Source organism: Agrobacterium sp. GD03872 (assembly GCF_029840625.1).
In the GTDB taxonomy this organism is placed as follows: domain Bacteria; phylum Pseudomonadota; class Alphaproteobacteria; order Rhizobiales; family Rhizobiaceae; genus Agrobacterium; species Agrobacterium fabrum_A.
This window is the reverse complement of sequence record NZ_JAOCCY010000015.1, coordinates 66,699-88,818: the sequence shown is the minus strand read 5'-3', so window position 1 is coordinate 88,818 and position 22,120 is coordinate 66,699. Positions and strand designations below refer to the sequence as shown.

Below are 22,120 nucleotides of genomic sequence, written 5' to 3'. Positions count from 1 at the left end.
GTGTCCTCAACCAATCACCAGATCGCCGACTGCCTTGACCCGGATGCGGGTGGCGCTTCCAGGCAGATAGGCGAGGGGCACCTCCTCGATATCCATGATCTTGACCGATGCTGGATTGGCGCCCGCCTTGACGGCGCGGTCGGATGCTTCCGCTTTCGCATCGGCCAGAACTGCATCGCGCGAAGTGCCTTCCAGTGAGAAGATACGGTCCACTTCGCCGCCGACCTGCGCGATGGCCGCACCGATGGCATTGGCGACGGAAGCGTTTTCCGGCCGCAGGACCTTCGAGGCGGAGGGCAGATCGCGCGAGACAAGGATGGAGCCGCCGCCGACGAGGATGACGGGCAAAGGCTCGGCGCTGGTCTTCATGCGATCCACCGCCTCATCGACCATGCGGTGCATGGTGTCGAGCGCGGCTTCGATGGTCTTTGCGGGGATATGCGCGACGCGGGAACGGTCGCCTATATCTTCCAGCCCTGCTGCCACCACGATATCCGTTGTCGTCAGCGTGTCGCCGCCAAAGACCAAGGCCTTGGTGGTGATTTCATAGCCCACGGAATCCGGACCGATGCGCTCGCCATCGTCGCGCACCAGCGAACCGCCGCCAAGCCCGATGGCCAGTACGTCAGGCATGCGGAAATTGGTGCGCACGCCGCCGATATCGACAGCGACGGCGGATTCGCGCGGGAAACCATGCACCAGCATGCCGACATCCGAGGTGGTGCCGCCAATATCGACCACCATCGCTTCCTTGACGCCCGCCAGCATCGCCGCGCCGCGCATGGAATTGGTGGGGCCGGAGGCGAAGGTCAGCACGGGATATCGCTCGACATAATCGGGCGACATCAGGGTCCCGTCGTTCTGGCTGATGAAAAAGGGTGCCTTGATGTCCAGTTCCTTCAATGCTTGGCGGAAGGACGAAACGACCTTTCTGGACAGTTCCGCCAGCGAAGCATTCATGATCGAGGCATTCTCACGCTCCAGAAACCCGACGCGGCCGATTTCGTGGCTGAGGGAAACGGAAATGTCCGGAACCTCGTTCTTGAGGATTTCCACCGCGCGCAATTCCATTTCGGGCGTGACCGGTGAAAAGACCGATGTAATGGCGGCCGTCTTCAGTCCGCGTTCGCGCACCGTGCGGGCAACCTCCAGCAGGCCCGCTTCATCGAGCGGCGCGATGGTGCGGCCATCGAATTCGTGGCCGCCGCGCAGCATGAAGGTGTGGCGACCAAGCGTATCGGCAAGATCTTTCGGCCAATCGGTAAGCGGCGGCAAACCCTTGGTAGCGGGCAGGCCAAGACGGATGGCCGCCACTTCCAGGAGCCGTTTGCGCTCTACCACCGCGTTGGTGAAATGAGTGGTGCCGATCATCACCGCCTGGATTTGCGACACTGAAACGCCGGTCATGCCAAGCAGCTTCTTGAGCACGGCTACGATGCCCGAACCAACATCGGCGGTCGTCGGGCTTTTGCAGGCGCCAAGTACCGCCGCGCCGTCCATAAGGGCGGCGTCCGTATTCGTGCCGCCAACGTCAATGCCTATACGCATGTCTTTCTCCTGTCACTGGCAAAGGAAACCCGTCGCCGCGGAGGCTTCTCCGCGCACGTCTTCGTTTCGTTCGGTTTCTGGTTTCGAAGCGCCGGGCCGTCAGGCTACCAGCACCTCCGATCTTTCCGGGTCCCAGCTCACGCCGATCGCCTGACCCGGTGAGAGCCTTGCGACATGGGACTGGTTCTGCCGCTCTGCGACGATTTCCTGGCCGCTGACCGAAAGGCGGTAGCGCACCAGCGCGCCCTGATAGGTTTCCGAGACGACGGTGGCCGGAAGGCCGGTGCCGGGGTCACCGATGATGACGTTTTCCGGGCGAACCACCAGCTTGACCGGCGAACCGGCGGTGAGGTCCTCCGCAGGCAGACGCGTCAGTGCCGTGCTTTCGCCGAAGCCGACCGCCAGACGATCGCCGTCGCGGCCCTTTACCGTGGCGTCGATGACGTTGGACTGGCCGATGAACGTCGTGACGAACAGGGTTTTCGGTCGCTCGTAGATTTCCTGCGGCGTGCCGACCTGCTCGACGCGCGCCTTCTGCATCACGCCTATCCGGTCCGACATGGTCAGCGCCTCGTCCTGATCGTGGGTGACGTAGACGGTCGTGATGCCGAGCGTTTTTTGCAACTCCTTGATCCAGTATTTCATTTCTTCCCGCAGCGCCTTGTCGAGGGCCGACAGCGGCTCATCCAGAAGCAGGATGCGCGGTTGCGTGACCAGCACGCGGGCAAGTGCGACGCGTTGTTGCTCACCGCCCGATAACTGGCGCTGATAGCGGTTTTCATAACCGACGAGGCCAACCTGCCGCAGCGCCGAGCCGACCGCCCTGTCGATCTCGGCAGGCGATTTTTTCCGGAGTTTCAGCCCGAAGGCGATGTTTTCTGCGACATTCATATGCGGGAAGATCGCATAATTCTGGAAGACGATGCCGATATCGCGCTTTTCCGGAGGAAGGAACGTCACATCGTCCGAGCCGATCAATATATGGCCGGAGCTTGGCCGGATGAAGCCGGCAATCATGCGCAGTGTGGTGGACTTGCCGCAGCCGGACGGTCCCAACAGCGAAAAGAATTCGCCCTGTTCGATATGCAGATCGATACCGGCGACCGCGACGTTTTCGCCATAGGACTTGACGAGATTTTTGAGTTGAATATCCGACATCGTATCCGATTATCCTTCATGTCGCCCTGACGGACGGCCTTTCCGGCCGCCCGCCTGTTTCGGTATCAGCCCGCGAAAATCTCGTTCACGGTTTCGACGATTTCATCCTCGTTTTCGAGATAGGCCTTCCAGTCCGGCAGCCAGAAACTCTTGGTGGCGTCGGCGCTGTTGACGATACCTGCCTTGACGAGATTGTCCGGCAGGACGGCATTGGAGACGGTGGGGCGCAGGTAGAATTCCTTGCCCATGTTGGTCATGAAGGAGGGCTCCAGCGCCCGGTTCAGCAGCGCATAGGCGAGCTTCTTCTGGGTCGGCTCCGAATAGCGGCTGACGGTGTAGGTCTGGGTGAGGATCGGCTGAAGTTCCTTCCAGTACATGACGGCGAACGGAGCGCCCTTGTCGCGCGCCTGCATCGGTTCGGCATCGCTCTGCACCGCCATCACGACTTCGCCGCGATCCATCAGTGTCTGCATGTTGCCGGTGAAGTCGGAGATCTTCGCGGGCATCAATTCCTTCATCGCCGCGTAACCGGCCTTCAGATCGTACTGATCCTTGCCGAACAGCGAGCAGGCGACCAGGAAAAAGTCCATCTGCAACGTGTTGGAGGTGATGTAGGTGCCGCGTTTGCCCGCAAATTCCGGCTTCCACATATCCTTGAAGCTCGAAGGCGGCGGGTTGACGAGGTCGGTGCGGTAGGCGTGCACATACTGGTTGAAAGCCCAGGTGACGCCGACGCCGTTCGAGGTGGCGAAAGGCCAGAGATTCTTGCCATTCGGAACATTGGGCAGGATTTCATCGATGGTATGGAAGAAATCACCGGCGCCCGCCGTCTTGAACATTTCCGGCAGGTTCCAGTTGGTGATGTCGAGCGGCGGCTTTTTCGGGCCATTGGCGACGAATTTCGGAAACCACGGCCAGGTGGAATCGTACTCGATCTTGCAATTGAAATCTTTTGCGAAGTCGGTCAGCAGATATTTGTGCACCAGTTCACCCCACGGGCCGCCCCATTCGCCGATGCGCAGCACCGCACCGCCGGCGTCGAAGACGGAGCCATCATAGGTCACATCCTGGGAGAAGGCGTGGTTGATGTTGAAGAGCGGCAGGGTTGCCGCCGCCGCACCGAGCTTCAGAAGCTTGCGGCGGTTGGGATCGAATGTCTTTACGGTCATGTCCATGTTCCCCTTGTTGTTCGAACTTATGGATACGGTCATATCCCCGGCGGTTTCAGCCGCCGAAAATGCGTTTCAGATTGACGAGCTTGGACGTTGCCACCATCGAAACGACGACGAGAATGATGGCGAAGATGCCTGCGGCTGCCGCAGTCGGTTCGAAGGCGTAGCGCAGCGCCACATACATCGCCATCGGCAGCGTCTGCAGGTTCGGCGTGGAGAGAAACAGCGTCACCTCGAACTGCCCGAATGAAATGATGAATGCGAAGATCGTGCCCGCCGAGATGGCGGGAGAAATGATCTTCAGCGTCACCAGCCGGAATGCGGTGAAGGGCGAGGCGCCAAGCGAGCGGGCAGCCTCTTCCAGGCTGCGGTCGAAACCCACCAGTGCCGCCGTAACTGTGGCGATGACGAAGGGGCAGGTGACGATGACGTGGCCGATCACCAGCCCGGCCATGCTGCGGGCAAGTCCGATGCCGCTTGTGACATAGAAAACATAAAGTGCGAGGCCGAGCACGACGCCGGGCAGCACGATTGGCATCATGAAAAAGGCGCGCAACGGCCCAACGACGATGCTGGTCGAACGTGTCAGGAACAGCGCCGCCATGGTGCCGAGTACGGTGGAAATCGCGGTCGATATGCCCGCCACCAGAAAGGAGACGCCATAGGCGGAAAGGAAGGTTGGCGAGGTCAGAAAGGCGTAGACCCAGCGTAACGAGAAGCCCTGCGGCGGGAAGGTGAGATAGTCGCCGGAATTGAGACCGGACAGGATGACGATGACGACCGGTGTCAAAAGGACGGTGAGCGTCAATGCCGAGAGGAGTTTGAAGACGAGCGGAATGGAAGTCTCTTCGCGCATCAGCTGCGTCCTCCCGTGGTGCGCATGGCGGCGCGGTGGTAAACGGCGATCGCCATCAGGCTGGTGACGAAGAGCACGACCGCGATCGACGCGCCGAACTGCCAGCGCCCGGTTTCCGCGACCTGCTGATAGATATGGATCGGCATGACCATGACCTTCCAGCCGCCCATCAGCGCCGGCACGACATAGGATGAAATGGCGAGCGCGAAGACGAGGAGGGTACCCGCCAGAATACCGGGCATCGACAGGGGCAGCACGACGGAGAAGAACGCTTTGGTGCGGGAGGCGCCGAGGGATCTGGCTGCTTCTTCCAGCGAGGGGTGAATGGATTTGATGATGCCGATCAGCGAGAGGATCATGAAAGGCAAGGTGATCTGCACCAGCCCGACAATGACGCCGAAGATATTATACATCAGCGGCAGCGGCTCAGAAATGACGCCGAGGCGTAAGAGCACGCCGTTGATGAGGCCGTTGTCGCCCAGCAGCACCATCAAGCCGTAAAGCCGGATGACCATGTCGAGCTGCATCGACGACAAGACGAGGATCATCAGCAGCGTATTGCGGCCGGGATTGACCGCCTTGGCAATGACATAGGCCAGCGGATAACCGAACACGAGGCAAACGAGCGCCACCGCCGCCGAAATACCGGCCGAACGCAGGATCGACTCGTAATAAATGGAACGGGTGAAAATACGAACGAAATTATCGAAGGTAATGTCGCTGGAAAGTGTAATGACGCCCGCCACGGATTTGTTGAAGGCAAGGCCGAACAGCGACGCCGTCGGGACGACGAAAAACACGATGAAGAACAGCAATGCAGGCAAAACCAGCAACCAGAAGCCCGCACCATTGGTGAAACCCCGTCGTTGGCTCGTGGTCGCCGATACCTCCTGTTCTTTTGTGGATGCCGTCGTTATTGCCGTTGCCGCCATCTGCCCTGTCTCACTCCCTGATGCTTATTCCGCCGCCTGCGGCATCATAACGCCGCGCAGCTCATCATAGCCCAGCAACTCCTTGTGAGGCGGGGCGGGGTAAGTCGTCCGGCTTTGCGTGAGGCCTGCCCGCACAAGGCCAGCGGCCATCGAAACTGCCGTCGGGATGGGATCGATGACGGGAACGTCGATGCCTTTTTCCAGCAGCCCCTCGCGCAGTCCCGTGGCGCATCCCATCAAACCGGTGCAGCCAAAGATCAAGGCTTCCGCGCCGTCTTCCTCGACAGCCTTCCTGCCTTCCTCCACCAGGCGACGGGCGGTGGCCGCAAGGTCCGCCTCAAGATCGAGCACGGGAATATCGACACTGCGCACGGATGCCAGTTTGCTGGAAAGGCCACAAAGGGCGGCGGTATTTTCAAAGGACGGTATCAGGCGGCGCATGACGGTGATCACCGAGAACTTGTGTCCCAGCATGGACGCAACATGCATGCCGGTTTGACATGGACCGAGGACGAGCGTGCCGGAAACCTCACGGGCCGGACGAAGGCCGGGGTCACCCATGCAGTCTATGATCACCGCGTCGACGCCTTCACGCTCAGCCCGTATCACTTCCAGCAGCGTGCCCGGAACCGAGATCGCCGCCTCGAACTCGCTTTCGATCGAGCCGGGCCCTGTGGCTATTTCGGCATGGGAGAGGCTGATGCCCGGATATTCCAGCGCCCTGAGATCCGCCAGCTTGCGAAAACCTCGCGTGACAATGGGGGATACGACACGAACATGGACGATATTGTCACGCATTCTCGATACCTCCTCTGGTGCCGCAACAGCCCGCTTATGCGCGGCAGAACTCAAGCCTTGAAAATTGCGTATCCGGCGCATTGAAAAGCCGGGCGCCGGGCCTTGGTTCGATGTCTTACGGTGCATCGGCTTGCCGTCGGACGGAAGGGTTTTGGCGAATAGGGTCTTCGCTCTTTCGGGTGGGTAGTATGGGTGGCTGCAAAGCAAGTTTCCTATCCTTTTGGATAGGTATTGATGCATAAAACAGATGCATTTCCGGCGTTTGATTAAATATTGGCCGCACAAAGTCGCGAAACAAGGCATTTTTTGACGTTTTCGCGTCATTTGACAGCGGAAGAGAGCGTGGTGATGGTTCTCCACATCCAGAGTGAACCCTTTCATGGAGGCCCAGATGCCAGTTGCCAGGATCGCGCCGGCCAGCTTCGGAACTTTGTCGCGTTTGCAAAGCTTCGTCACGCTTGTGCGGAATTTCGTTTATGATTTTCGCAGGTACAGGGCCTCCAGCTTCATTGACGGTCCGCGCGAGCGTCAAAATCTGGAAGCGCACATCAGGCTGCTGTCCCATATGCTGGAATACGGCCTGTCGCTCAGTGATCCCCGCGCCGGTTTCGGGATCGACAAGGTGCGTTTGCTGGCGGCGGAAGTCTCCCGCTACATCGAAAGTTACGGTCCCGATGCGGCGACCAATAACGGGCTTGGCGTATTGATGGCCTATGTGGCCTACAATGCCGCAAACGGAGCCGATGTACGGGAGGCGCAAAAGCTTCTCGATGACCTGCTTGAATTAAACACCATGTCTTCTCCCTGTGCCGCCGGAAGCGAAGCTGTTTCGGCGCACGCCATTCGTGCGGCGGCGGCCTGCGATTTCATGGGGTTCATGGGTGCGCGTCACAGCATTCGTCAGTATGATCGGTCAAGACCGGTAGAGCCGGAGAAAATCGAGCGGGCGGTGATGGCGGCCATGCAATCGCCCTCAAGCTGCAATCGGCAGACGACGAAAATTCTCGCCTTTACGGACAGGGGGTCTATCCAGCGGGTACTTTCGCATCATCAGGGCAATCGCGGTTTCGGAGACCAGCTTGGCGGGGTCTTTGTCGTCACGGTCGATCTCCGGAACTGGAACACGATCGGCGAGAGAAATCAGGGATGGGTGGATGGCGGCATGTTTGCCATGACGCTTGCGCTTGGGCTGCACGCGGAAGGTCTCGGCGCCTGCATGCTGAACTGGAGTGCGACAATGGAGGAAGATCGCGCCATGCGCAGCCTTCTTGGCCTGGGCCAATCGCATGTCATAATCACGCTGATCGGCTTTGGTCACATGGTCGAGAGTTTTTCGGTGCCGGTTTCCCGACGCCGGCCAATCGAACAAGTCCTGCTGTGCGAGCCGCCGTTGTCCAATGCGTGACGGCGCACGCCTTCTCGTTCACTTGAGCGCCGGGTGCGCACTGTGACGCAAAATCACCGTTTCGACGTTCTGCGCCTTCATCTGTTCCTCGACCACGAGAATAGCAGCGCCCATGATGCCCGCATCAGGGTCAGGGGGCGAGATCACCAGCTCCAGCTCCCTGGTCGCCAGGGGAAGCGAGCGCTTGTAGACCAGCTCGCGTATGCCGGCCAGAAGGTGGTCGTTGACGACGGCAAGAGTACCGCCGATGACGATCATCTGCGGGTTCAGGATGCTGACGAGGCTCGTCATGACCTCACCGAGAATTCGGCCGGATTCCCTGACGAGGTGAATGGCAAGCGGTTGGCCAAGCTCGACCAGCCGTGTCACGTCACGGGCTGTGTGCGCCTCGATGCCCTCTTTCCGCAATTCGCGTGCGATCGCCCAGCCGGCGGCGCGCGCCTCGACACAGCCGATCTTGCCGCAACGGCAGAGCGGTGCCGGCTCGCGCGCGAACTGGATATGGCCGATATCGCCCGCCGCACCCTGTGCGCCGCGATAAAGGCGGCCTTCCGTGATGATGCCGCTGCCAATGCCTGTCCCGACCTTTACGAACACCATCTCGCTGACATTCGTCCGTCGTTGCCGATGGTCGCTCAAGGCCAGAAGGTTTACGTCGTTTTCGGCGTAGACGGGAACGCTGAATTTCTCTTCAAGATATTGCCGGATTTCAAAATTGTCCCATCCCACCATCACGGAAGGGCCAACGACCCGGCCGTTGGCGTAATCGACAGGAGCGGGCAGGCCTATGCCGATGCCCAGCACGTCGCCGGTCGTTTTGCCGATCCTCGACAGAAGCGCCTCGAATTGCTCTTCGATCCAGCTGAGAACCACCGCAGGGCCGAGCAGAATATCGAAGGTTTCCGAGATTTCCGCCAGGATGCGCGGTTGCAGGTCGGTGACGGCGACGCGGATATGCTGCTCGCCAATGTCGGCGCACAGGACGACAGCAAAGTCACGGTTGAGGTCGAGGGCGCGTGTGGGGCGGCCACCGCTCGGAAGGGTTTCTTCCGTCTCGCGGATCAGCCCCGCATCGATCAGGCCTGCGAGTTTCTGATGTACGGTCGCCCGCGAAAGACCGGAAAGTTCGGTCAGGGCGCTTCGCGAGCGGGCACGACCCGATCCGACAAGCGACAAGAGCGCCGCGCTTGTCTTGATCGCGTTGAGATCGCCTTGCCATTCGCGGGCAGTTGACCCTTGTCCGGAGGTTGTGCTTGCCATTGCCTTTTCCCGTTCCTCAGGGCGTCTCCGAGTGTCTGGCACGTGGCCGAGCGATTTGCGAGGCTGCCTGCCAGGATTTCGCGCAAAATCCAGACATATTCCGGAATTCATAATTCTGCGCATGATATATGTATAAAAAAATACAAAACAATAAGTAGATAATGTTGACACTATGCATAATTGCGGTCAGTAATAATCGTGCCAAGACCGATTACGTCCTCCGAACGGGAGGGAGCGCTTGGCAATCTGGGAGGATTTCACATGAAGTTTTTTGTAAAACCCGCTTCTGCGGGCAACTTTGCCATGTCCAGACGTCTCGGTCCTGCCGCGCTCGCATTTGGTGCGAGCCTCGCCTTTGTCCCCATGAGCGCACAGGCCGAAGACATCCTTATCGGCGTCATCACCAAAACCGAAGCCAATCCGTTTTTTGCCAAGATCCGCGAAGGCGCGACGTCGAAGGCCAAGGAACTCGGCGGTGTGAAGATCCAGAGTTTTGCCGGCAAGTTCGACGGTGACAATGAAAGTCAGGTTGCCGCCGTGGAAAACCTGATCTCCGCCGGCGCAAAGGGTATTCTGATGGTGGCGAGCGACACCAAGGCTGTGGTGCCGGTGGTCGAGCAGGCCCGCAAGGCAGGTATCCTCGTCATCGCGCTCGATACGCCACTCGAACCTGCCGATGCCGCAGACGCGACCTTTGCCACAGACAACTTCAAGGCTGGTGAGCTGATCGGTTCCTGGGCCGCCAAGACGGTCGCCGATGCTTCCAAGGCCAGGGTCGCCTTTATCGATGCGCTTGAAAACCAGCCGACGGTGGATGTCGCCCGCGACCAGGGCTTCATGAAAGGCTTCGGTATCGATCCCAAGGACGTGACGCGTTACCTCGATGAAGACGACGCGCGCATCGTGGGTCACCAGTGGGGGCAGGGATCGGAAGAGGGCGGCCGCACGGGCATGGAAACCCTTCTTCAGAAAGACAGCGATCTGTCCGTCGTTTACACCATCAACGAGCCGACCGCCGCTGGCGCTTACGAAGCATTGAAGGCAACGGGCAAGCAGGACTCCGTCATAATCACCTCCGTGGATGGCGGTTGCCCCGGTGTGAAAAACGTCAAGGCGGGCGTCATCGGCGCGACCTCGATGCAATACCCGTTGAAGATGGCGTCTCTCGGTGTCGAGGCGATCGTCGAATATGTGAAATCCGGCAAGAAGCCTGAAGCCAGCCCCGGCCTGCCGTTCTTCGACACCGGCGTCACGCTCGTCACCGACAAACCGGTCGCCGGCGTTGAATCGATCACCTCCGACGAGGCTCTGAAGGCCTGCTGGGGTTGAGCGGCTTTGACGCCCCGTCCTCTCTCTGCCCGCGGGGCGTCATTCCCGGCCAGATTTGTGTCCTTGCCAGACAGCTCCCGGGAGCAAGGCATGGCTTTTCGTTCTCGAAGCGGAACGGCCATGTCTTGCAAACTTTACCGTAACAGAATGTCGCATATCCCCGTGGATGTGAAAAAAGGCGCTAAAACGTGTTGAATCTGTGCATTGCGCTTTCCGGCAGGCGATCCGATATCCGGGCCGATGCCGCGGACCTGCGAAGGGTGGTATCCCCATGAATGAACCCAGCAAACATGCTTCGACTGGCACGGCAGGCTTTGAGGCCGGTCTGACAGGAAGCGAGACATCGCATGCCGTGTTCGAGGATCAGGACACGAACCCGCTTCGCAGGTTGCAACGCTTCCTGCACGGCAATCCGACAGTGGTGCCGTTCATCGTGCTGGCAGCCAGCATCGTGGTCTTTTCCATGGTGGTCGGCTCCCGGTTCTTTCAGCCTTTCAATCTTTCGCTCATCCTCCAGCAGGTTACCATCATCGGCATTATCGGCATCGCCCAGACGCTGGTGATCCTGACGGCGGGCATCGACCTGTCCGTCGGTGCCATCATGGTATTGACCTCCACACTGATGGGCCGCCTTGCCGTTACGGCCGGGTTGCCACCGGAACTTGCCTTCCTTATCGGCCTTGGCGGCGGGCTGGGCTGCGGCCTCATCAACGGGTTTCTCATCACCTATGTGCGTCTGCCGCCTTTCATCGTCACCCTCGGGAGTTGGAGCGTCTTCGGTGCGCTGAACCTCTGGTATTCCGGCAGCCAGACCATCCGCAGCCAGGAAGTGGCTGAGGTTGCGCCAATCCTGCAATGGATGGGAGCCGCGATGCAGTTCGGCGGCGCGCGTATCACGCTCGGCACCGTGCTGATGCTGGCTCTTGCCGCTCTCGCCTGGTATGTGCTCAACCGCACGGCCTTCGGCCGCCATGTCTATGCAACGGGTGACGACCCGGATGCGGCGGCGCTTGCGGGCATCGATACGCGCCGCGTGCTGCTGGCCGTTTATGCCTGTGCGGGTCTCATCTCCGCCATCGGCGCCTGGGCGTTGATCGGCCGTGTCGGTGCAATCAGCCCGACCTCCGGATCGACCGCCAATCTGGATTCGATCACCGCGGCGGTGATCGGCGGAACGTCGCTGTTCGGTGGGCGTGGCACCATCGTCGGAACCTTGATCGGCGCCCTGATCGTCGGGGTCTTTCGCAATGGCCTCGCGCTCGCCGGTCTCGATGCGTTGTGGCAGGAATTTTCGGTGGGCATTCTGATCGTGGCGGCCGTCGGCGTCGACCAGTGGATCCGGAGGGTTTCGACATGACGCGCGAACTTGCGCTCGAAGGGCGCGGCCTGACCAAGCGATACGGCAATGTCGTTGCCCTCAACGGTGCGGATTTCGAATTGCGCCGTGGCGAAATTCTCGCCGTGATCGGTGACAACGGTGCCGGAAAATCCACCCTCATCAAGGCGCTTGCGGGTGCGGTGATACCCGATAGCGGTGAAATCCGGCTGGAAGGCAAGCGCGTCGATTTCAGAACGCCGATGGATGCGCGCTCCGCCGGCATCGAAACGGTGTTTCAGAACCTTGCGCTCTCGCCAGCGCTTTCGATCGCCGATAACCTGTTTCTTGGGCGTGAGTTGCGTGTGTCCGGCGTCAACGGATCGGTGTTTCGGCTGCTCGATCGCGCCCGCATGGCGAGCGAAGCGCGGCGACATCTGTCGAACCTCGGTCTGATGACGGTGCAGGATATTCACCAGAGCGTTGAAACGCTGTCTGGCGGGCAGCGGCAGGGTATTGCCGTCGCCCGTGCCTGCGCGTTCGGTGGGCGCGTCGTCATTCTCGATGAGCCGACCGCAGCTCTCGGGGTCAAGGAATCCCGCAAGGTTCTCGACATGATCCTTAGCATTCGCGACAAGGGTCTGTCGATCGTGCTTATCAGCCACAACATGCCGCATGTGTTTGAAATCGCCGACCGTATCCATATCCACAGGCTCGGCAGGCGGGCGGCCGTCGTCAGTCCGGGAGACGTCACCATGTCGGATGCCGTGGCGATCATGACCGGCGCCATGGCTGCTGCCGATCTCGATCCGCCGGGCCGGCGCGCCCATGCCGCCGCCAGCCCGACGATGTGAAGAATGGCAGTGTTTCACTTTCCCTCAATTGCGAGATCCCATGCCCCTGAATGATGCCCACACCATACTTGTCAGCAGTCGCGAAGGGGCGTGAGAGCATGACCGATACCTATATGATCGGCATGGATTTCGGTTCGGAATCGGCGCGCGGCATTCTCGTCAATGCCCGCACCGGCGCGCAGGAAGGCCACCATGTCCATCCGTATCGCAACGGCATTCTGACGCATTCGCTGCGCGGTCGAAGCCTGCCCGCCAATTTCGTGCTTCAGGTCGCAGGCGATTACACGGAAGCCGCCGAGATCATTCTGTCGGCGCTCGGCAAGGGCCGCAACGTTGCGGGGATAGGTATCGATTTCACCGCATCCTCCCCCATGCCCGCACGCGCCGACGGCACGGCGCTTTCGGTGCTTTATCCGGATGAGCCGCATGCCTATGTGAAGCTCTGGAAACATTCGGCGCAGGCTCATGCGGATGCGATCAATGCCTTGGGCGGTGATTACCTTGGAAACTTCGGCGGAAAGCTCTCCGGCGAATGGATGCTTGCCAAGGCGGCGCAAATGCGCGCTGAAGCACCCGCATTGTGGGCCGAAACCGGGCGCTTCATCGAGGCGGGAGACTGGCTGGTCTGGCAGCTTACCGGCAACGAGGCGCGAAGCCTCGACTTCGCCTCCTACAAGGCGCAATTCTCACGGGAAACCGGCTATCCGGAAGACGTGGTGCCGGGGCTTGCGGACCGTCTTTCAAAACCGCTTCAGGTAGGTAGCCCGGCTGGCTCCCTTGCGCCGGAGTGGCGTCGCCGTACCGGGATTACAGGTGACGCCGTCGTTGCGGTTTCGGTTATCGACAGCCATGTCGTGCTGCCTGCGGTCGGCGCCGTCGGTCCCGGTGTTTTTGTCGGCGCGCTCGGAACCTCTGCCGGTTTTCTCATTCTGGACGGCGAGGGACGCGGCCTGCCGCCCGGGCTCGAAGGGGCGGCCTTCGGTGCCGCCCTGCCGGATCTGTGGTGTTACGAGGCGGGGCAGGCGGCGTTCGGCGATATGCTGGCCTGGTATGTGAAGACTTTCCCGCGCGATGACGAGCTTTCCTGCAACTTCGCCCTGCACAATGAGGCGGCGCAGGCGGTCAGTCCGGGTGAGGGCGGTGTTCTCGCGCTCGACTGGTTTGCGGGCAACCGCATTCCGCTGGCCGACTCCATGCTGTCGGGGTTGCTGGTGGGCCTCAGCCTGAAGTCGACCTCGGCCGGGATCTACCGGGCTCTGATCGAGGCGCTGTGTTTCGGCACGCGATCCATTCTGGACATGGCGATAGCGGGTGGCGTGCCGATCAGCCGTATCGTGATGACGAGCGGTCTGGCCCGCAGCAATCCGTTTCTGGTGCAGACGATGGCAGATGTGTTCGGACGTACGATCGAGGTTCCTGACGTGGAGAACCCGACGGCGCTCGGCGCGGCAATCCATGCGGCGGTGGCGGCCGGGATCGTTGGCTCTTTTGCCGAGGGTGCGGAAAGGCTCGGTGCGCGCAGCCTTCGCGAATTTGTGCCGAACCTGCGCCATTTCGAAAAATACGAGACGCTTTATGCCGAATATCGCCGGCTTGCGGCGGACGAGGAGCTCCGGCGGGCCATGCGCTCGCTTCATCTGTTTGCCGCACGTAAAAATGCACATTCGCAACCGCAGTCGCCGAACGCTGAGGCGGCACAGTGAATTTGGCGACGGAAATGGCGGTTCGTCAGGTGAGTGGCGCAGGGGCAGCGGGCGAAACCAGCGTCACCTTGCACTCCGTCGCTTTGAGCGAGGTCATCGCATCCTGCGAAATGCCGTTATCGGTGATGACCTCATCTATCTGCGAAATATCCGAAAGCGTGCAGAAACCGGGCGCTGCGAATTTCGAGCTGTCGACCAGAAGCACGGTCCTGCGGGCCGCGGCGATCATGGCGCGCTTGAGCGAGGCCACTTCCAGTGAGGTTTCCGTCAGCAGCGTGCCGGTAACCGCAGAAGCCCCCGTCATACAGATATCGGCGTGCAGCGTTTTGATGAAGCTTTCCCCCGGTTCGCCAGCAAGATGGCGATGCCCCGGCCGCACCGTGCCGCCCGGCAGGATGGTGCGCCAGGATTTGATGTCGGCGGCGAAATCGGCGATCTGTAGGCTGTTGGTCACCACCGTCAATGGAAGGTCGCGTTCGGCGGCGGCCCGCACCGCCTCCATCACCGTCGATGAGCTGTCGAAGATGACGCTGTCGCCGGCACTCAGCCGCTCCGCCGCCTCGCGGCCGATCGCAACCTTTTCCGCGTGCTGAAGCGCGGCATTGACCGTCATCTCCCGTTCGAAGGTCGCACGCATCGGCTGCAGCAGATGCGCACCGCCGTGGGTGCGCTCGAGATAGCCTTTTTCCACCAGATGCTCGAGATCACGCCGCACGGTCGATTGCGATCCGCCGATCGTATCCGCGAGCTCCTGAATGCCCGCCGCGCCATTGATGCGCAGGTGCTCCAGAATGAGCGCCCGTCTTTTGGCGGGAACCATATCAACACGCTTGCTCGAAGACTCCATACAATCACCCGGTTTTCGGCCCGCAAAAACGCGCCGATTCTCTCCAATGTCCGTCAAGCTCTACCAAATCGTGTATCCGCAATCCACCGCAACGATTGTACCCGTCATGGCGCTGGCGGCGTCCGAAGCCAGAAACAGAATGGGCGCGGCGATCTCATCGGGCCTTGCGACGCGCTTCATCGGCGTCATCTCCATCCAGACCGGCATCAGCGTTTCATCTGAAAAGCCGCCGCGCGACATGACGGTGTCGACATAGGTGGGCGCAACGCAATTGACCCGAACGCCGCGCTCAGCCCATTCGCCCGCGAGGCACCGCGTCATGTGGTGAACGGCGGCCTTGGCCGCGTTGTAATGCACCTGCCGCTGCGGCTTGTTGGAAATCAGTCCGGACATCGAACCGAGGGTGACGATGGAGCCGTGTCCCCGCGCCAGCATCGGGCGGGCGAATTCACGGCATGACCAGTAAGCGCCGTTGAGATCGACATCCACCACCTTCAGCCAGACCTCGTCGCTCATCTCTTCGCCCGGCGTGTCCGGCCAGGCGATGCCGGCATTGGCGATCAGGATGTCGACGGCGCCGAAGCGGTCGTTGGCGGCCCGCGCGGCCCCGGCGACGGCTTTCGCATCCGTTACGTCCAGCTGCATGGCATCCGCCGCATGGCCTTGTGCCTTGAGTTCCGAGAGACCCGCCTCCAGCACCTCGGCATTCATGTCGGAAATGATGACATGCGCGCCTGCTTCCGCCAGCGCTTGCGCCGTCGCAAGGCCGATGCCGCGCCCGCCGCCGGTGATGAAGGCAGTTTTTCCATCCAGACGAAATCGTTCGAGAAACATCGTTTTTCCTTCAGGCCTGTTTGAGGGCGGCGGGGGCGGTCGCGACGCCGGGATTTCCGAGAACGAGAAGGCACCCGGCGGTGAAACTGTCGCCGAGGCCAAGCGTGGTGGCGGGCTTTTCAACATAGGGCGAAGCGCAGGCAACAAAGGTCCAGCGGCCTTTCCGCACGCGATTATCGAAGGGCAACGCGTGGAACTGCGCCAGCGCATCGGTACGGATCGCGTTTGCCGGCTCCCCATTGGCGGCCCGGGCGCTGGCAATGGCGCATCCGGCCATCAGCGCCAGTTCCTCCTCGTCGGGGTCGTTGCGTGTCACAGCGGCTGCCCAGGTGTCGGCATGCACGCAGACACGGTCTATATCCAGCCTGTCCCCAAGAGCGATCAGCGCCTCCATCGGATGCTGGGCGGTGCCATCCATCGCCAGCAGTTCCGAATGACTCATGCCGAGTGAACTGATTGCACCCCTGGCCTGATCGAGCAGCTCGCGCACGGCGTCCTGCGAAGCATAACCGGCAAGCTCGAAATGCACCGTCTTCAAGCCCGCATCCATCCAGTCGCGGCTGAGCGCAAAGACATGGCGGGCGGCGTCGCCGACATTTTCCGCGGCCTCATCGTTGAGGCCGGACAGAAGGCCGGCAGCGGCGGTGGAGGCGCGCTTTCGTGATGCTGCCTCAAATGCCGTATCATGCTGGATACCGCGATCGCAAAACCGCACGATGATGCGTGTCGAACGATTGGGGATGAGCGCACCGATAGGTTTGCCCGCGGTGAATTCGAAGATGAATATTTCAGGGATATGCCGTTCTGTCGGCGTCACTTCCGCTGCCGTTTTGAGCGCGTTGCCTTCGGCCAGTAAAACGCCCGGCGGGATCTGTCGAAGCTGCTGCTCGTGGCGGTCCTCCAGCGCCACCAGAGAGGCGACGCCGAGCCGCGAAAGCACCCAGGCGGCTTGCGGACCGGTGCCGCCCAGCGCGTAGCGAACATCCAGATGATCGCGCAGCCATTGCGGGCCGTCCACCCAGTCGGCGCGTACTTCACCGCCGATACCCTTTGCGGCGCGCGCCAGCAACATGGCGGCGAAGTGACCCGCCGGCGTTTCGGCTGGAGCATCGAGAAGCGGCTGCATATTGTGCATGTCGACCCGTGCATCGACACAGGTGGACATGCCGCACAAAAACAGCCCCGCCCGCGAAAGCGCCGATGTTCCAATCGGGCCGGAGCGCGGATCGGCAAGCGCGACATAACGCTCCCCCCAGTCGCCTGTAAAAACGTCACCCATAGCCGAGTATCTCCTCCTCACGCGGCAATGATGTCAATTGCTACCATTATCTCTCAAATCGTCAACGGGATTTTGCGCTGAAAATGCTATTTTGCCAGAATTTGCGCAATGCAGCGCATTTTTAAAGCGGCGCAGCACATGTTTTGCGCATGCGAACGTCTTGGGCAGCGTATTGACCGCAAATTCGCCAAAAATAAAGACATTTCAAGCGTGTGGGCGGGCGCCGATTGTGGCGCTGATGTTTCGTTGATGTGGCATGAAAAGACACTGGAAGACGTCTGGATGAGCAATTTAAAATATTGATTTCTTTTTATAAAGCTCGAAGTTTGGAAACTTTGAATCCCATCCTTCGGTCAAGAATATGGGGCGAGCCACCTTCTTTTAGAGAGAAAAAGATAGCTATTGACAGAATATGAGAAGTGGCCGTTTATAAATGCAAGTCTGCGGTCGCAATCGAAGCGCTGGCAGCCGAACTCCAACATTCATTGAGGGCTACGATGGTCACGAGACTCGACAGAAAACTGGCGAATATTCGCGCAGGGCGTTACAAACCGACTGATTTTATCATTGCCGATGCAAAGGACAGCGATGTCGGCGCGGGTGTCTCCGCCACCGGTTTCGATTATTCCGTCAAGCCGCCCCGCCGTCGCAGCCGCCAGGAATTCATCACCCAGATCGAGGAGATCATCGATCAGGATGTGGTCGACATCATGTTGGTGTCGCAGTCCAATCTCGATCTGCTGGACGAGCGCGGCGCGTTTTCCGGCAGCGAGGTGAAACCTGCCATTCGCGGCAATCTCGAAAGCATGTGCTGGGGTGGCGTGCGGCATGGCACCTATACACAGTCGCCATCCGTGCCGTTCCGCGATACCGGCCTTGCCCGCGCCATCGCCAACTACCCGACCTCGGGCACCGATCTCTGCCTTTATTCGGTGTGCTTCACCAACGATCTCGACCGCGACATATGCACGCTGAAAGCTTTCGCCGAGTTCCGCGCCGAAGCGTCGAGGCACAATTTCAAATATTTCTACGAGGTCTTCAATCCGAACGTCGATATCGGCCTGACGCGCGAACAGACCGGCGAGTTTGTCAATGACCACATCATCAAGTCACTGGCGAGCGTGCCGCGTGCCGAACGGCCGCTGTTTCTCAAGATGCCCTATAACGGGCCGAAGGCGCTGGAGGAACTCGCCTCGTTCGATTCCGAGCTGATCGTCGGGGTGCTTGGCGGCGGAGCGGGCACCACCCGCGATACGTTCGAGCTGGTGGCGCAGTCGGAGCGTTACGGTGCGCGGCTCGCGCTGTTCGGGCGCAAGATCAATCTGGCTGAAGCGCCGCTCAATCTGATCGTGCTGATGCGCGCGGTTGCCGACGGCGCCCTGAAACCGGAAGAGGCGGTTCGCGCCTATCATGGCGAGCTGCAGACACTGGGGCTTTCCCCGGTACGCCCGCTTGCCGACGACCGCGTCATTACCGAGGACGTGCTGAAAGCGGCGGCGGCCAAGGCGGCCTGATAGCTGCCGGGATTTCGAGTGAACGCGGCTCTGGGGAGGGCCGCGACAAAATCGGGCGGCAGGTCCGCCGGCGTCTTTAAACAATGCGTCTTTAAACAATAAAGGGAGGAATATGATGAGGAAGACGTTGTTTCTTGCAACGACAGTTCTGACTGCCGTTCTGTCCGCTGCTGTCGCGAGTGCTGCGCAGAAAGAAGTGACCGTATGGTCATGGTTTGTGCAAAGCACCATGAAGAAGTCGATTGCGGCCTTCGAGAAGGCCCATCCAGACGTGAAGGTGAACTACACCTATTACAATTACTCGCCGGAATATATTACCGCGCTGAAGGCGGCGGCGGCATCCGGGAGTTTGCCTGACATCATCGGTCTGCAGCCGGGGTCCCTCACACAGCAATATCGCGATAATCTGGAGCCCGTAAACGACCGCGCCGCCAAACAATGGGGTGCAACATGGGAGGAGAAGATTTTCCCCGTCAACCGCAAACAGATGTTGATGGGCAATCCCGCCGGCGACAAGAATTTCTACATCATTCCCCAGGAATCGCAGGTTCTGTGCATCTGGTACAACCGCAAGCTCTTCGAAAAACACAATATCGCTGTGCCGAAGACCTATGCGGAACTGAAGGCTGCAGCCAAGACGCTGAGCGATAACGGCCTCATCCCGATGTTTCAGGGTGCCGCGGACGGCTGGCAGAACGAAAACGTCTTCCTGATGCTCGCCAACCAGTTTTCCCCCGGCATCGTCGACAAGGCGCAGGCGGGTGAAACGCCGTGGACCGCGCCTGAGCTGGTGGCTGCCATGAAGGCGTGGAAGGGCCTCTTCGATGACGGCATCTTCCAGCAGGGTGCGCTTGGCGCACATGCCTATCCGACCGGCGCACAGCTCTTCGCACAGGGCAAGGTGGGCATGATGGCGCTTGGCTCCTGGTGGATGCAGGAAAGCAAGTTCCCGCCGCCACTCTCCGAATATGTGCAGAACATGGACGGGTTCGACTTTTTCTACATGCCTCCCGTCAAGGAGGGCAACAAGGCAAGCCCGCCGGTCGGCGGCATCGACATCGGTTACGGCCTGGCGAAGAATGGCGGCAAGAATGACGCCGCATGGACCTTCCTTGCCGAACTGACCAACGGTGTCGGTCTGCAGGAAGCGCTGAACGACCTGAACGATCTTCCGGCCTTCGAAGGCCATACGCCGAAGGGCGATATTACCGACCACGTCAAGCAACTGTCGGCGCGGTTCATGGCAGATCTGCCCAAGGCTGAAAACCAGCGCTTTTCTTCGCCGGCCGTGGCCGAGGCGCTGGACAACGCTCTGGCGGGCGTAGCCGCCGGCAGCATCGAAGCCGAGGCCGCGCTGGCCAAGGTGGACGAGGCGACCAAAAAAGCGCTCGCGTCCAAGTGACAGGCGATCTCAAGATGCCGGGCGTTGCCAAATGCGCCCGGCGGGTTGAAGCGCATCGACCACGACAAGACCTCCCGGGTGCGCTTCAACACCTTTCGATGCCGTTTCGTTTGAGGGCGGCGTGATTATCAATCGGTGAGAACCCATGCGTGCAGAAGTTTTAAGGGCCGGTACTACGCCTGTTATCATTGAACGCAGCAGCGTTTCGAGGACGTCCATGCTCTATGTCTTCGCCCTTCCTGCCGTTCTGCTGTTTGTCGTTTTCATTGCCTATCCAATCCTTTGGGTGACGGGACAGAGCTTCTATGCGGCTTCCGGCGAGGCACGCAGCTTTGCGGGATTTTCGAACTACGCCACCGTTCTTGGTGACCCCACCTTCTGGATCGTCGTGCGCAACATGGTGCTCTGGGGTGTCATCACCATTCCGGTTCAGATGCTGGTGGGCGGGGTGCTCGCCTGGTTCATCGAACGGCACACCGACCGGCTGCGCGGTTTCTTTCGCACCATGTTCTTCCTGCCCGTCGTCACCTCCGTTTCGGTGGTCAGCCTTGTCTGGGTGCAGATTTACGCGCCCTATTACGGCATCGCGCAGGAATATCTTAAATATGCCGGCATCGTCATGTCGACCTCGCCGATCGGCGATCCCAAAACGGCGATCTATGCCCTCATCGTTGTCAACATCTGGCAATGGACCGGGTTTTCCATGCTGATGTATATCGCCGGCATCGCCAACATGCCGTCTGAAGTGCTGGATGCGGCGCGCATCGATGGCGCGAAGGGGTTGAAACTCGCCGCCCATGTCGTGGTTCCCATGCTGGCGCCCGCCACGAAATCGTTGCTGCTTCTCGGCGTCATCGGCACGCTTCAGACCTTTCCCATCGTGCATCTGATGACAGGCGGCGGCCCGAACCGGGCAAGCGAGGTTTTCGGCACCTTCATCTTCAAGCAGAGCTTTGTGCTGGGCGATACCGGCAGCGGTGCGGCGCTTTCCGTGATTGTTCTTGTCGTGGCGCTTGGCCTCTCGCTGCTGCAGATCGCGGCGCTGGGCGCGCGGCTGACGCCTGCCGGAAAGGATCGGTCATGACGGCTCTTGCCCGCAACCGCACACGCGGCATTCTCGTTCATGCGGTGCTGTTCATCGTGCTCGGCATCTGGATGGTCCCGCAGGTCTATATGCTGTCCGTGGGTCTGAGAACGCCGGCCCAGGCTTTCGACGCGGCGCTCTTCACATGGCCGGTGACCTTCGACAATTTCATCACCGTCATCCGCGACAATCCGCTCGGTGGCATCTTTCTGAACAGCCTGATCGTCACTGTCGCGACGGTGGCGATCGTGGTCGCCGTATCCTCGCTTTTTGCCTTTTCCATCGCCATCCTTCGGCTCAGAGGCACGCTGTTTCTCTACACGACGCTTCTGACCACGCTGATGGTGCCGCTCGCTTCGATGGTGTTGCCGCTTGCCATTCTCCTGAAGAATTTCGGCTGGGTGAACACCTATATCGGCCTCATATTGCCCTATGCCGCCCTTGGCGTGCCCTTCGCCATGGTCATCCTGAAATCCTTCATGGAAGACGCGCCGCGTGAACTGTTCGAGGCGGCCAAGGTGGATGGCTGCAACGCCTGGCAGACCTACTGGCATGTGGCGCTGCCGCTGGTGCGCCCGGCGCTGGTTTTCGTCACCATCTGGCAGTTCATCGTCACCTGGAACGAGTTTTTCCTGGCGCTGATCGTGCTGACGAAAAGCGAGATGAAGACGCTCACCATCGTGCCGATGCAATATTCCGGCCTCTACATGGCCAATCCCGGCGCGCTGTTTGCGGTGCTGACGCTGATCGCGCTTCCCCTCATTCTTCTTTATGTGCTGGTGCAGCGCGCCTTCGTGCGTGGCCTGACTGCCGGCGCGGTGAAAGGCTAG

At 60.3% G+C, this 22,120-nt stretch carries 20 protein-coding genes; 10 read left to right on the top strand and 10 right to left on the bottom strand.

Going from position 1 to position 22,120, the window contains the following annotated elements; all coding sequences use genetic code 11:
- Positions 1-6: 6 nt before the first annotated feature.
- The 6 genes from N5D22_RS22630 to N5D22_RS22605 all read right to left on the bottom strand — a co-directional run bounded on the left by N5D22_RS22630 (position 7) and on the right by N5D22_RS22605 (position 6,464).
- Positions 7-1,548 (bottom strand): hydantoinase/oxoprolinase family protein, encoded by a 1,542-nt coding sequence (locus N5D22_RS22630; protein ID WP_279657617.1) that lies wholly within the window; start codon positions 1,546-1,548, stop codon positions 7-9.
- Between the two features lie 99 nt (positions 1,549-1,647).
- Positions 1,648-2,706, bottom strand: a complete 1,059-nt coding sequence (locus N5D22_RS22625; RefSeq protein ID WP_279657616.1) for an ABC transporter ATP-binding protein — start codon at positions 2,704-2,706, stop codon at positions 1,648-1,650.
- Between the two features lie 65 nt (positions 2,707-2,771).
- Complete coding sequence (locus N5D22_RS22620) at positions 2,772-3,875, bottom strand: ABC transporter substrate-binding protein (protein WP_279657615.1); 1,104 nt, start codon at positions 3,873-3,875, stop codon at positions 2,772-2,774.
- 55 nt (positions 3,876-3,930) lie between these two features.
- A complete protein-coding gene (locus N5D22_RS22615) occupies positions 3,931-4,734 on the bottom strand; it encodes an ABC transporter permease (RefSeq protein ID WP_279659067.1) in 804 nt (267 codons plus the stop codon).
- Positions 4,734-5,666: an ABC transporter permease gene (locus N5D22_RS22610; protein WP_279657613.1), complete on the bottom strand. Its 933-nt coding sequence runs from the start codon at positions 5,664-5,666 to the stop codon at positions 4,734-4,736. Before N5D22_RS22610 ends, N5D22_RS22615 begins: the two co-directional genes overlap by 1 nt.
- A gap of 24 nt (positions 5,667-5,690) precedes the next feature.
- Positions 5,691-6,464 (bottom strand): aspartate/glutamate racemase family protein, encoded by a 774-nt coding sequence (locus tag N5D22_RS22605; RefSeq protein WP_279657612.1) that lies wholly within the window; start codon positions 6,462-6,464, stop codon positions 5,691-5,693.
- A gap of 391 nt (positions 6,465-6,855) precedes the next feature.
- Between N5D22_RS22605 and N5D22_RS22600 the strand changes: the two genes are divergently transcribed.
- Complete coding sequence (locus tag N5D22_RS22600) at positions 6,856-7,869, top strand: nitroreductase family protein (protein ID WP_279657611.1); 1,014 nt, start codon at positions 6,856-6,858, stop codon at positions 7,867-7,869.
- A gap of 18 nt (positions 7,870-7,887) precedes the next feature.
- Here the strand turns inward: N5D22_RS22600 and N5D22_RS22595 are convergent, their stop codons facing one another.
- Complete coding sequence (locus N5D22_RS22595; RefSeq protein ID WP_279657610.1) at positions 7,888-9,129, bottom strand: ROK family transcriptional regulator; 1,242 nt, start codon at positions 9,127-9,129, stop codon at positions 7,888-7,890.
- Positions 9,130-9,492: 363 nt separating this feature from the next.
- Here N5D22_RS22595 and N5D22_RS22590 point away from each other — a divergent pair, with 363 nt between their 5' ends.
- The 4 genes from N5D22_RS22590 to N5D22_RS22575 all read left to right on the top strand — a co-directional run bounded on the left by N5D22_RS22590 (position 9,493) and on the right by N5D22_RS22575 (position 14,330).
- Positions 9,493-10,458 (top strand): substrate-binding domain-containing protein, encoded by a 966-nt coding sequence (locus tag N5D22_RS22590; RefSeq protein WP_279657645.1) that lies wholly within the window; start codon positions 9,493-9,495, stop codon positions 10,456-10,458.
- A 271-nt stretch (positions 10,459-10,729) separates the two neighbouring features.
- Positions 10,730-11,815: an ABC transporter permease gene (locus tag N5D22_RS22585; RefSeq protein WP_279657609.1), complete on the top strand. Its 1,086-nt coding sequence runs from the start codon at positions 10,730-10,732 to the stop codon at positions 11,813-11,815.
- Positions 11,812-12,627, top strand: a complete 816-nt coding sequence (locus tag N5D22_RS22580; protein ID WP_279657608.1) for an ATP-binding cassette domain-containing protein — start codon at positions 11,812-11,814, stop codon at positions 12,625-12,627. Before N5D22_RS22585 ends, N5D22_RS22580 begins: the two co-directional genes overlap by 4 nt.
- Before the next feature lie 98 nt (positions 12,628-12,725).
- Positions 12,726-14,330, top strand: coding sequence for an FGGY-family carbohydrate kinase (locus N5D22_RS22575; protein WP_279657607.1), 1,605 nt, complete (start codon positions 12,726-12,728; stop codon positions 14,328-14,330).
- Positions 14,331-14,355: 25 nt separating this feature from the next.
- Here the strand turns inward: N5D22_RS22575 and N5D22_RS22570 are convergent, their stop codons facing one another.
- The 3 genes from N5D22_RS22570 to N5D22_RS22560 are packed head-to-tail and all read right to left on the bottom strand — an operon-like array spanning position 14,356 to position 17,290.
- Positions 14,356-15,177, bottom strand: a complete 822-nt coding sequence (locus tag N5D22_RS22570) for a DeoR/GlpR family DNA-binding transcription regulator (protein WP_003504407.1) — start codon at positions 15,175-15,177, stop codon at positions 14,356-14,358.
- A gap of 60 nt (positions 15,178-15,237) precedes the next feature.
- On the bottom strand, positions 15,238-16,011 hold the full coding sequence (locus N5D22_RS22565) for an SDR family oxidoreductase (RefSeq protein ID WP_279657606.1): 774 nt from the start codon (positions 16,009-16,011) through the stop codon (positions 15,238-15,240).
- 10 nt (positions 16,012-16,021) lie between these two features.
- Positions 16,022-17,290: an ADP-dependent glucokinase/phosphofructokinase gene (locus N5D22_RS22560; protein ID WP_279657604.1), complete on the bottom strand. Its 1,269-nt coding sequence runs from the start codon at positions 17,288-17,290 to the stop codon at positions 16,022-16,024.
- A gap of 108 nt (positions 17,291-17,398) precedes the next feature.
- On the opposite strand from N5D22_RS22560, the gene N5D22_RS22555 reads away from it, so the two are divergent.
- The 5 genes from N5D22_RS22555 to N5D22_RS22535 all read left to right on the top strand — a co-directional run bounded on the left by N5D22_RS22555 (position 17,399) and on the right by N5D22_RS22535 (position 22,120).
- Complete coding sequence (locus N5D22_RS22555; RefSeq protein ID WP_279657603.1) at positions 17,399-17,593, top strand: hypothetical protein; 195 nt, start codon at positions 17,399-17,401, stop codon at positions 17,591-17,593.
- Positions 17,594-17,787: 194 nt separating this feature from the next.
- Positions 17,788-18,804, top strand: coding sequence for a hypothetical protein (locus N5D22_RS22550; protein ID WP_279657602.1), 1,017 nt, complete (start codon positions 17,788-17,790; stop codon positions 18,802-18,804).
- Between the two features lie 115 nt (positions 18,805-18,919).
- Positions 18,920-20,206: an extracellular solute-binding protein gene (locus N5D22_RS22545; RefSeq protein ID WP_279657601.1), complete on the top strand. Its 1,287-nt coding sequence runs from the start codon at positions 18,920-18,922 to the stop codon at positions 20,204-20,206.
- Between the two features lie 145 nt (positions 20,207-20,351).
- Positions 20,352-21,290, top strand: coding sequence for a sugar ABC transporter permease (locus N5D22_RS22540; protein WP_279659065.1), 939 nt, complete (start codon positions 20,352-20,354; stop codon positions 21,288-21,290).
- Positions 21,287-22,120, top strand: a complete 834-nt coding sequence (locus N5D22_RS22535; protein ID WP_279657600.1) for a carbohydrate ABC transporter permease — start codon at positions 21,287-21,289, stop codon at positions 22,118-22,120. The genes N5D22_RS22540 and N5D22_RS22535 overlap by 4 nt, the downstream gene beginning before the upstream one ends.

Bases quoted from the DNA above. Each gene is read 5' to 3' on its own strand.
- N5D22_RS22580 (WP_279657608.1), top strand. From the start codon at position 11,812: ATGACGCGCGAACTTGCGCTCGAAGGGCGCGGCCTGACCAAGCGATAC.
- N5D22_RS22575 (WP_279657607.1), top strand. From the start codon at position 12,726: ATGACCGATACCTATATGATCGGCATGGATTTCGGTTCGGAATCGGCG.
- N5D22_RS22605 (WP_279657612.1), bottom strand. From the start codon at position 6,464: ATGCGTGACAATATCGTCCATGTTCGTGTCGTATCCCCCATTGTCACG.
- N5D22_RS22585 (WP_279657609.1), top strand. From the start codon at position 10,730: ATGAATGAACCCAGCAAACATGCTTCGACTGGCACGGCAGGCTTTGAG.
- N5D22_RS22610 (WP_279657613.1), bottom strand. From the start codon at position 5,666: ATGGCGGCAACGGCAATAACGACGGCATCCACAAAAGAACAGGAGGTA.
- N5D22_RS22620 (WP_279657615.1), bottom strand. From the start codon at position 3,875: ATGACCGTAAAGACATTCGATCCCAACCGCCGCAAGCTTCTGAAGCTC.
- N5D22_RS22615 (WP_279659067.1), bottom strand. From the start codon at position 4,734: ATGCGCGAAGAGACTTCCATTCCGCTCGTCTTCAAACTCCTCTCGGCA.
- N5D22_RS22545 (WP_279657601.1), top strand. From the start codon at position 18,920: ATGAGGAAGACGTTGTTTCTTGCAACGACAGTTCTGACTGCCGTTCTG.
- N5D22_RS22550 (WP_279657602.1), top strand. From the start codon at position 17,788: ATGGTCACGAGACTCGACAGAAAACTGGCGAATATTCGCGCAGGGCGT.
- N5D22_RS22535 (WP_279657600.1), top strand. From the start codon at position 21,287: ATGACGGCTCTTGCCCGCAACCGCACACGCGGCATTCTCGTTCATGCG.
- N5D22_RS22555 (WP_279657603.1), top strand. From the start codon at position 17,399: ATGCAGCGCATTTTTAAAGCGGCGCAGCACATGTTTTGCGCATGCGAA.
- N5D22_RS22630 (WP_279657617.1), bottom strand. From the start codon at position 1,548: ATGCGTATAGGCATTGACGTTGGCGGCACGAATACGGACGCCGCCCTT.
- N5D22_RS22565 (WP_279657606.1), bottom strand. From the start codon at position 16,011: ATGTTTCTCGAACGATTTCGTCTGGATGGAAAAACTGCCTTCATCACC.
- N5D22_RS22540 (WP_279659065.1), top strand. From the start codon at position 20,352: ATGCGTGCAGAAGTTTTAAGGGCCGGTACTACGCCTGTTATCATTGAA.
- N5D22_RS22625 (WP_279657616.1), bottom strand. From the start codon at position 2,706: ATGTCGGATATTCAACTCAAAAATCTCGTCAAGTCCTATGGCGAAAAC.
- N5D22_RS22590 (WP_279657645.1), top strand. From the start codon at position 9,493: ATGAGCGCACAGGCCGAAGACATCCTTATCGGCGTCATCACCAAAACC.
- N5D22_RS22600 (WP_279657611.1), top strand. From the start codon at position 6,856: ATGCCAGTTGCCAGGATCGCGCCGGCCAGCTTCGGAACTTTGTCGCGT.
- N5D22_RS22595 (WP_279657610.1), bottom strand. From the start codon at position 9,129: ATGGCAAGCACAACCTCCGGACAAGGGTCAACTGCCCGCGAATGGCAA.
- N5D22_RS22560 (WP_279657604.1), bottom strand. From the start codon at position 17,290: ATGGGTGACGTTTTTACAGGCGACTGGGGGGAGCGTTATGTCGCGCTT.
- N5D22_RS22570 (WP_003504407.1), bottom strand. From the start codon at position 15,177: ATGGAGTCTTCGAGCAAGCGTGTTGATATGGTTCCCGCCAAAAGACGG.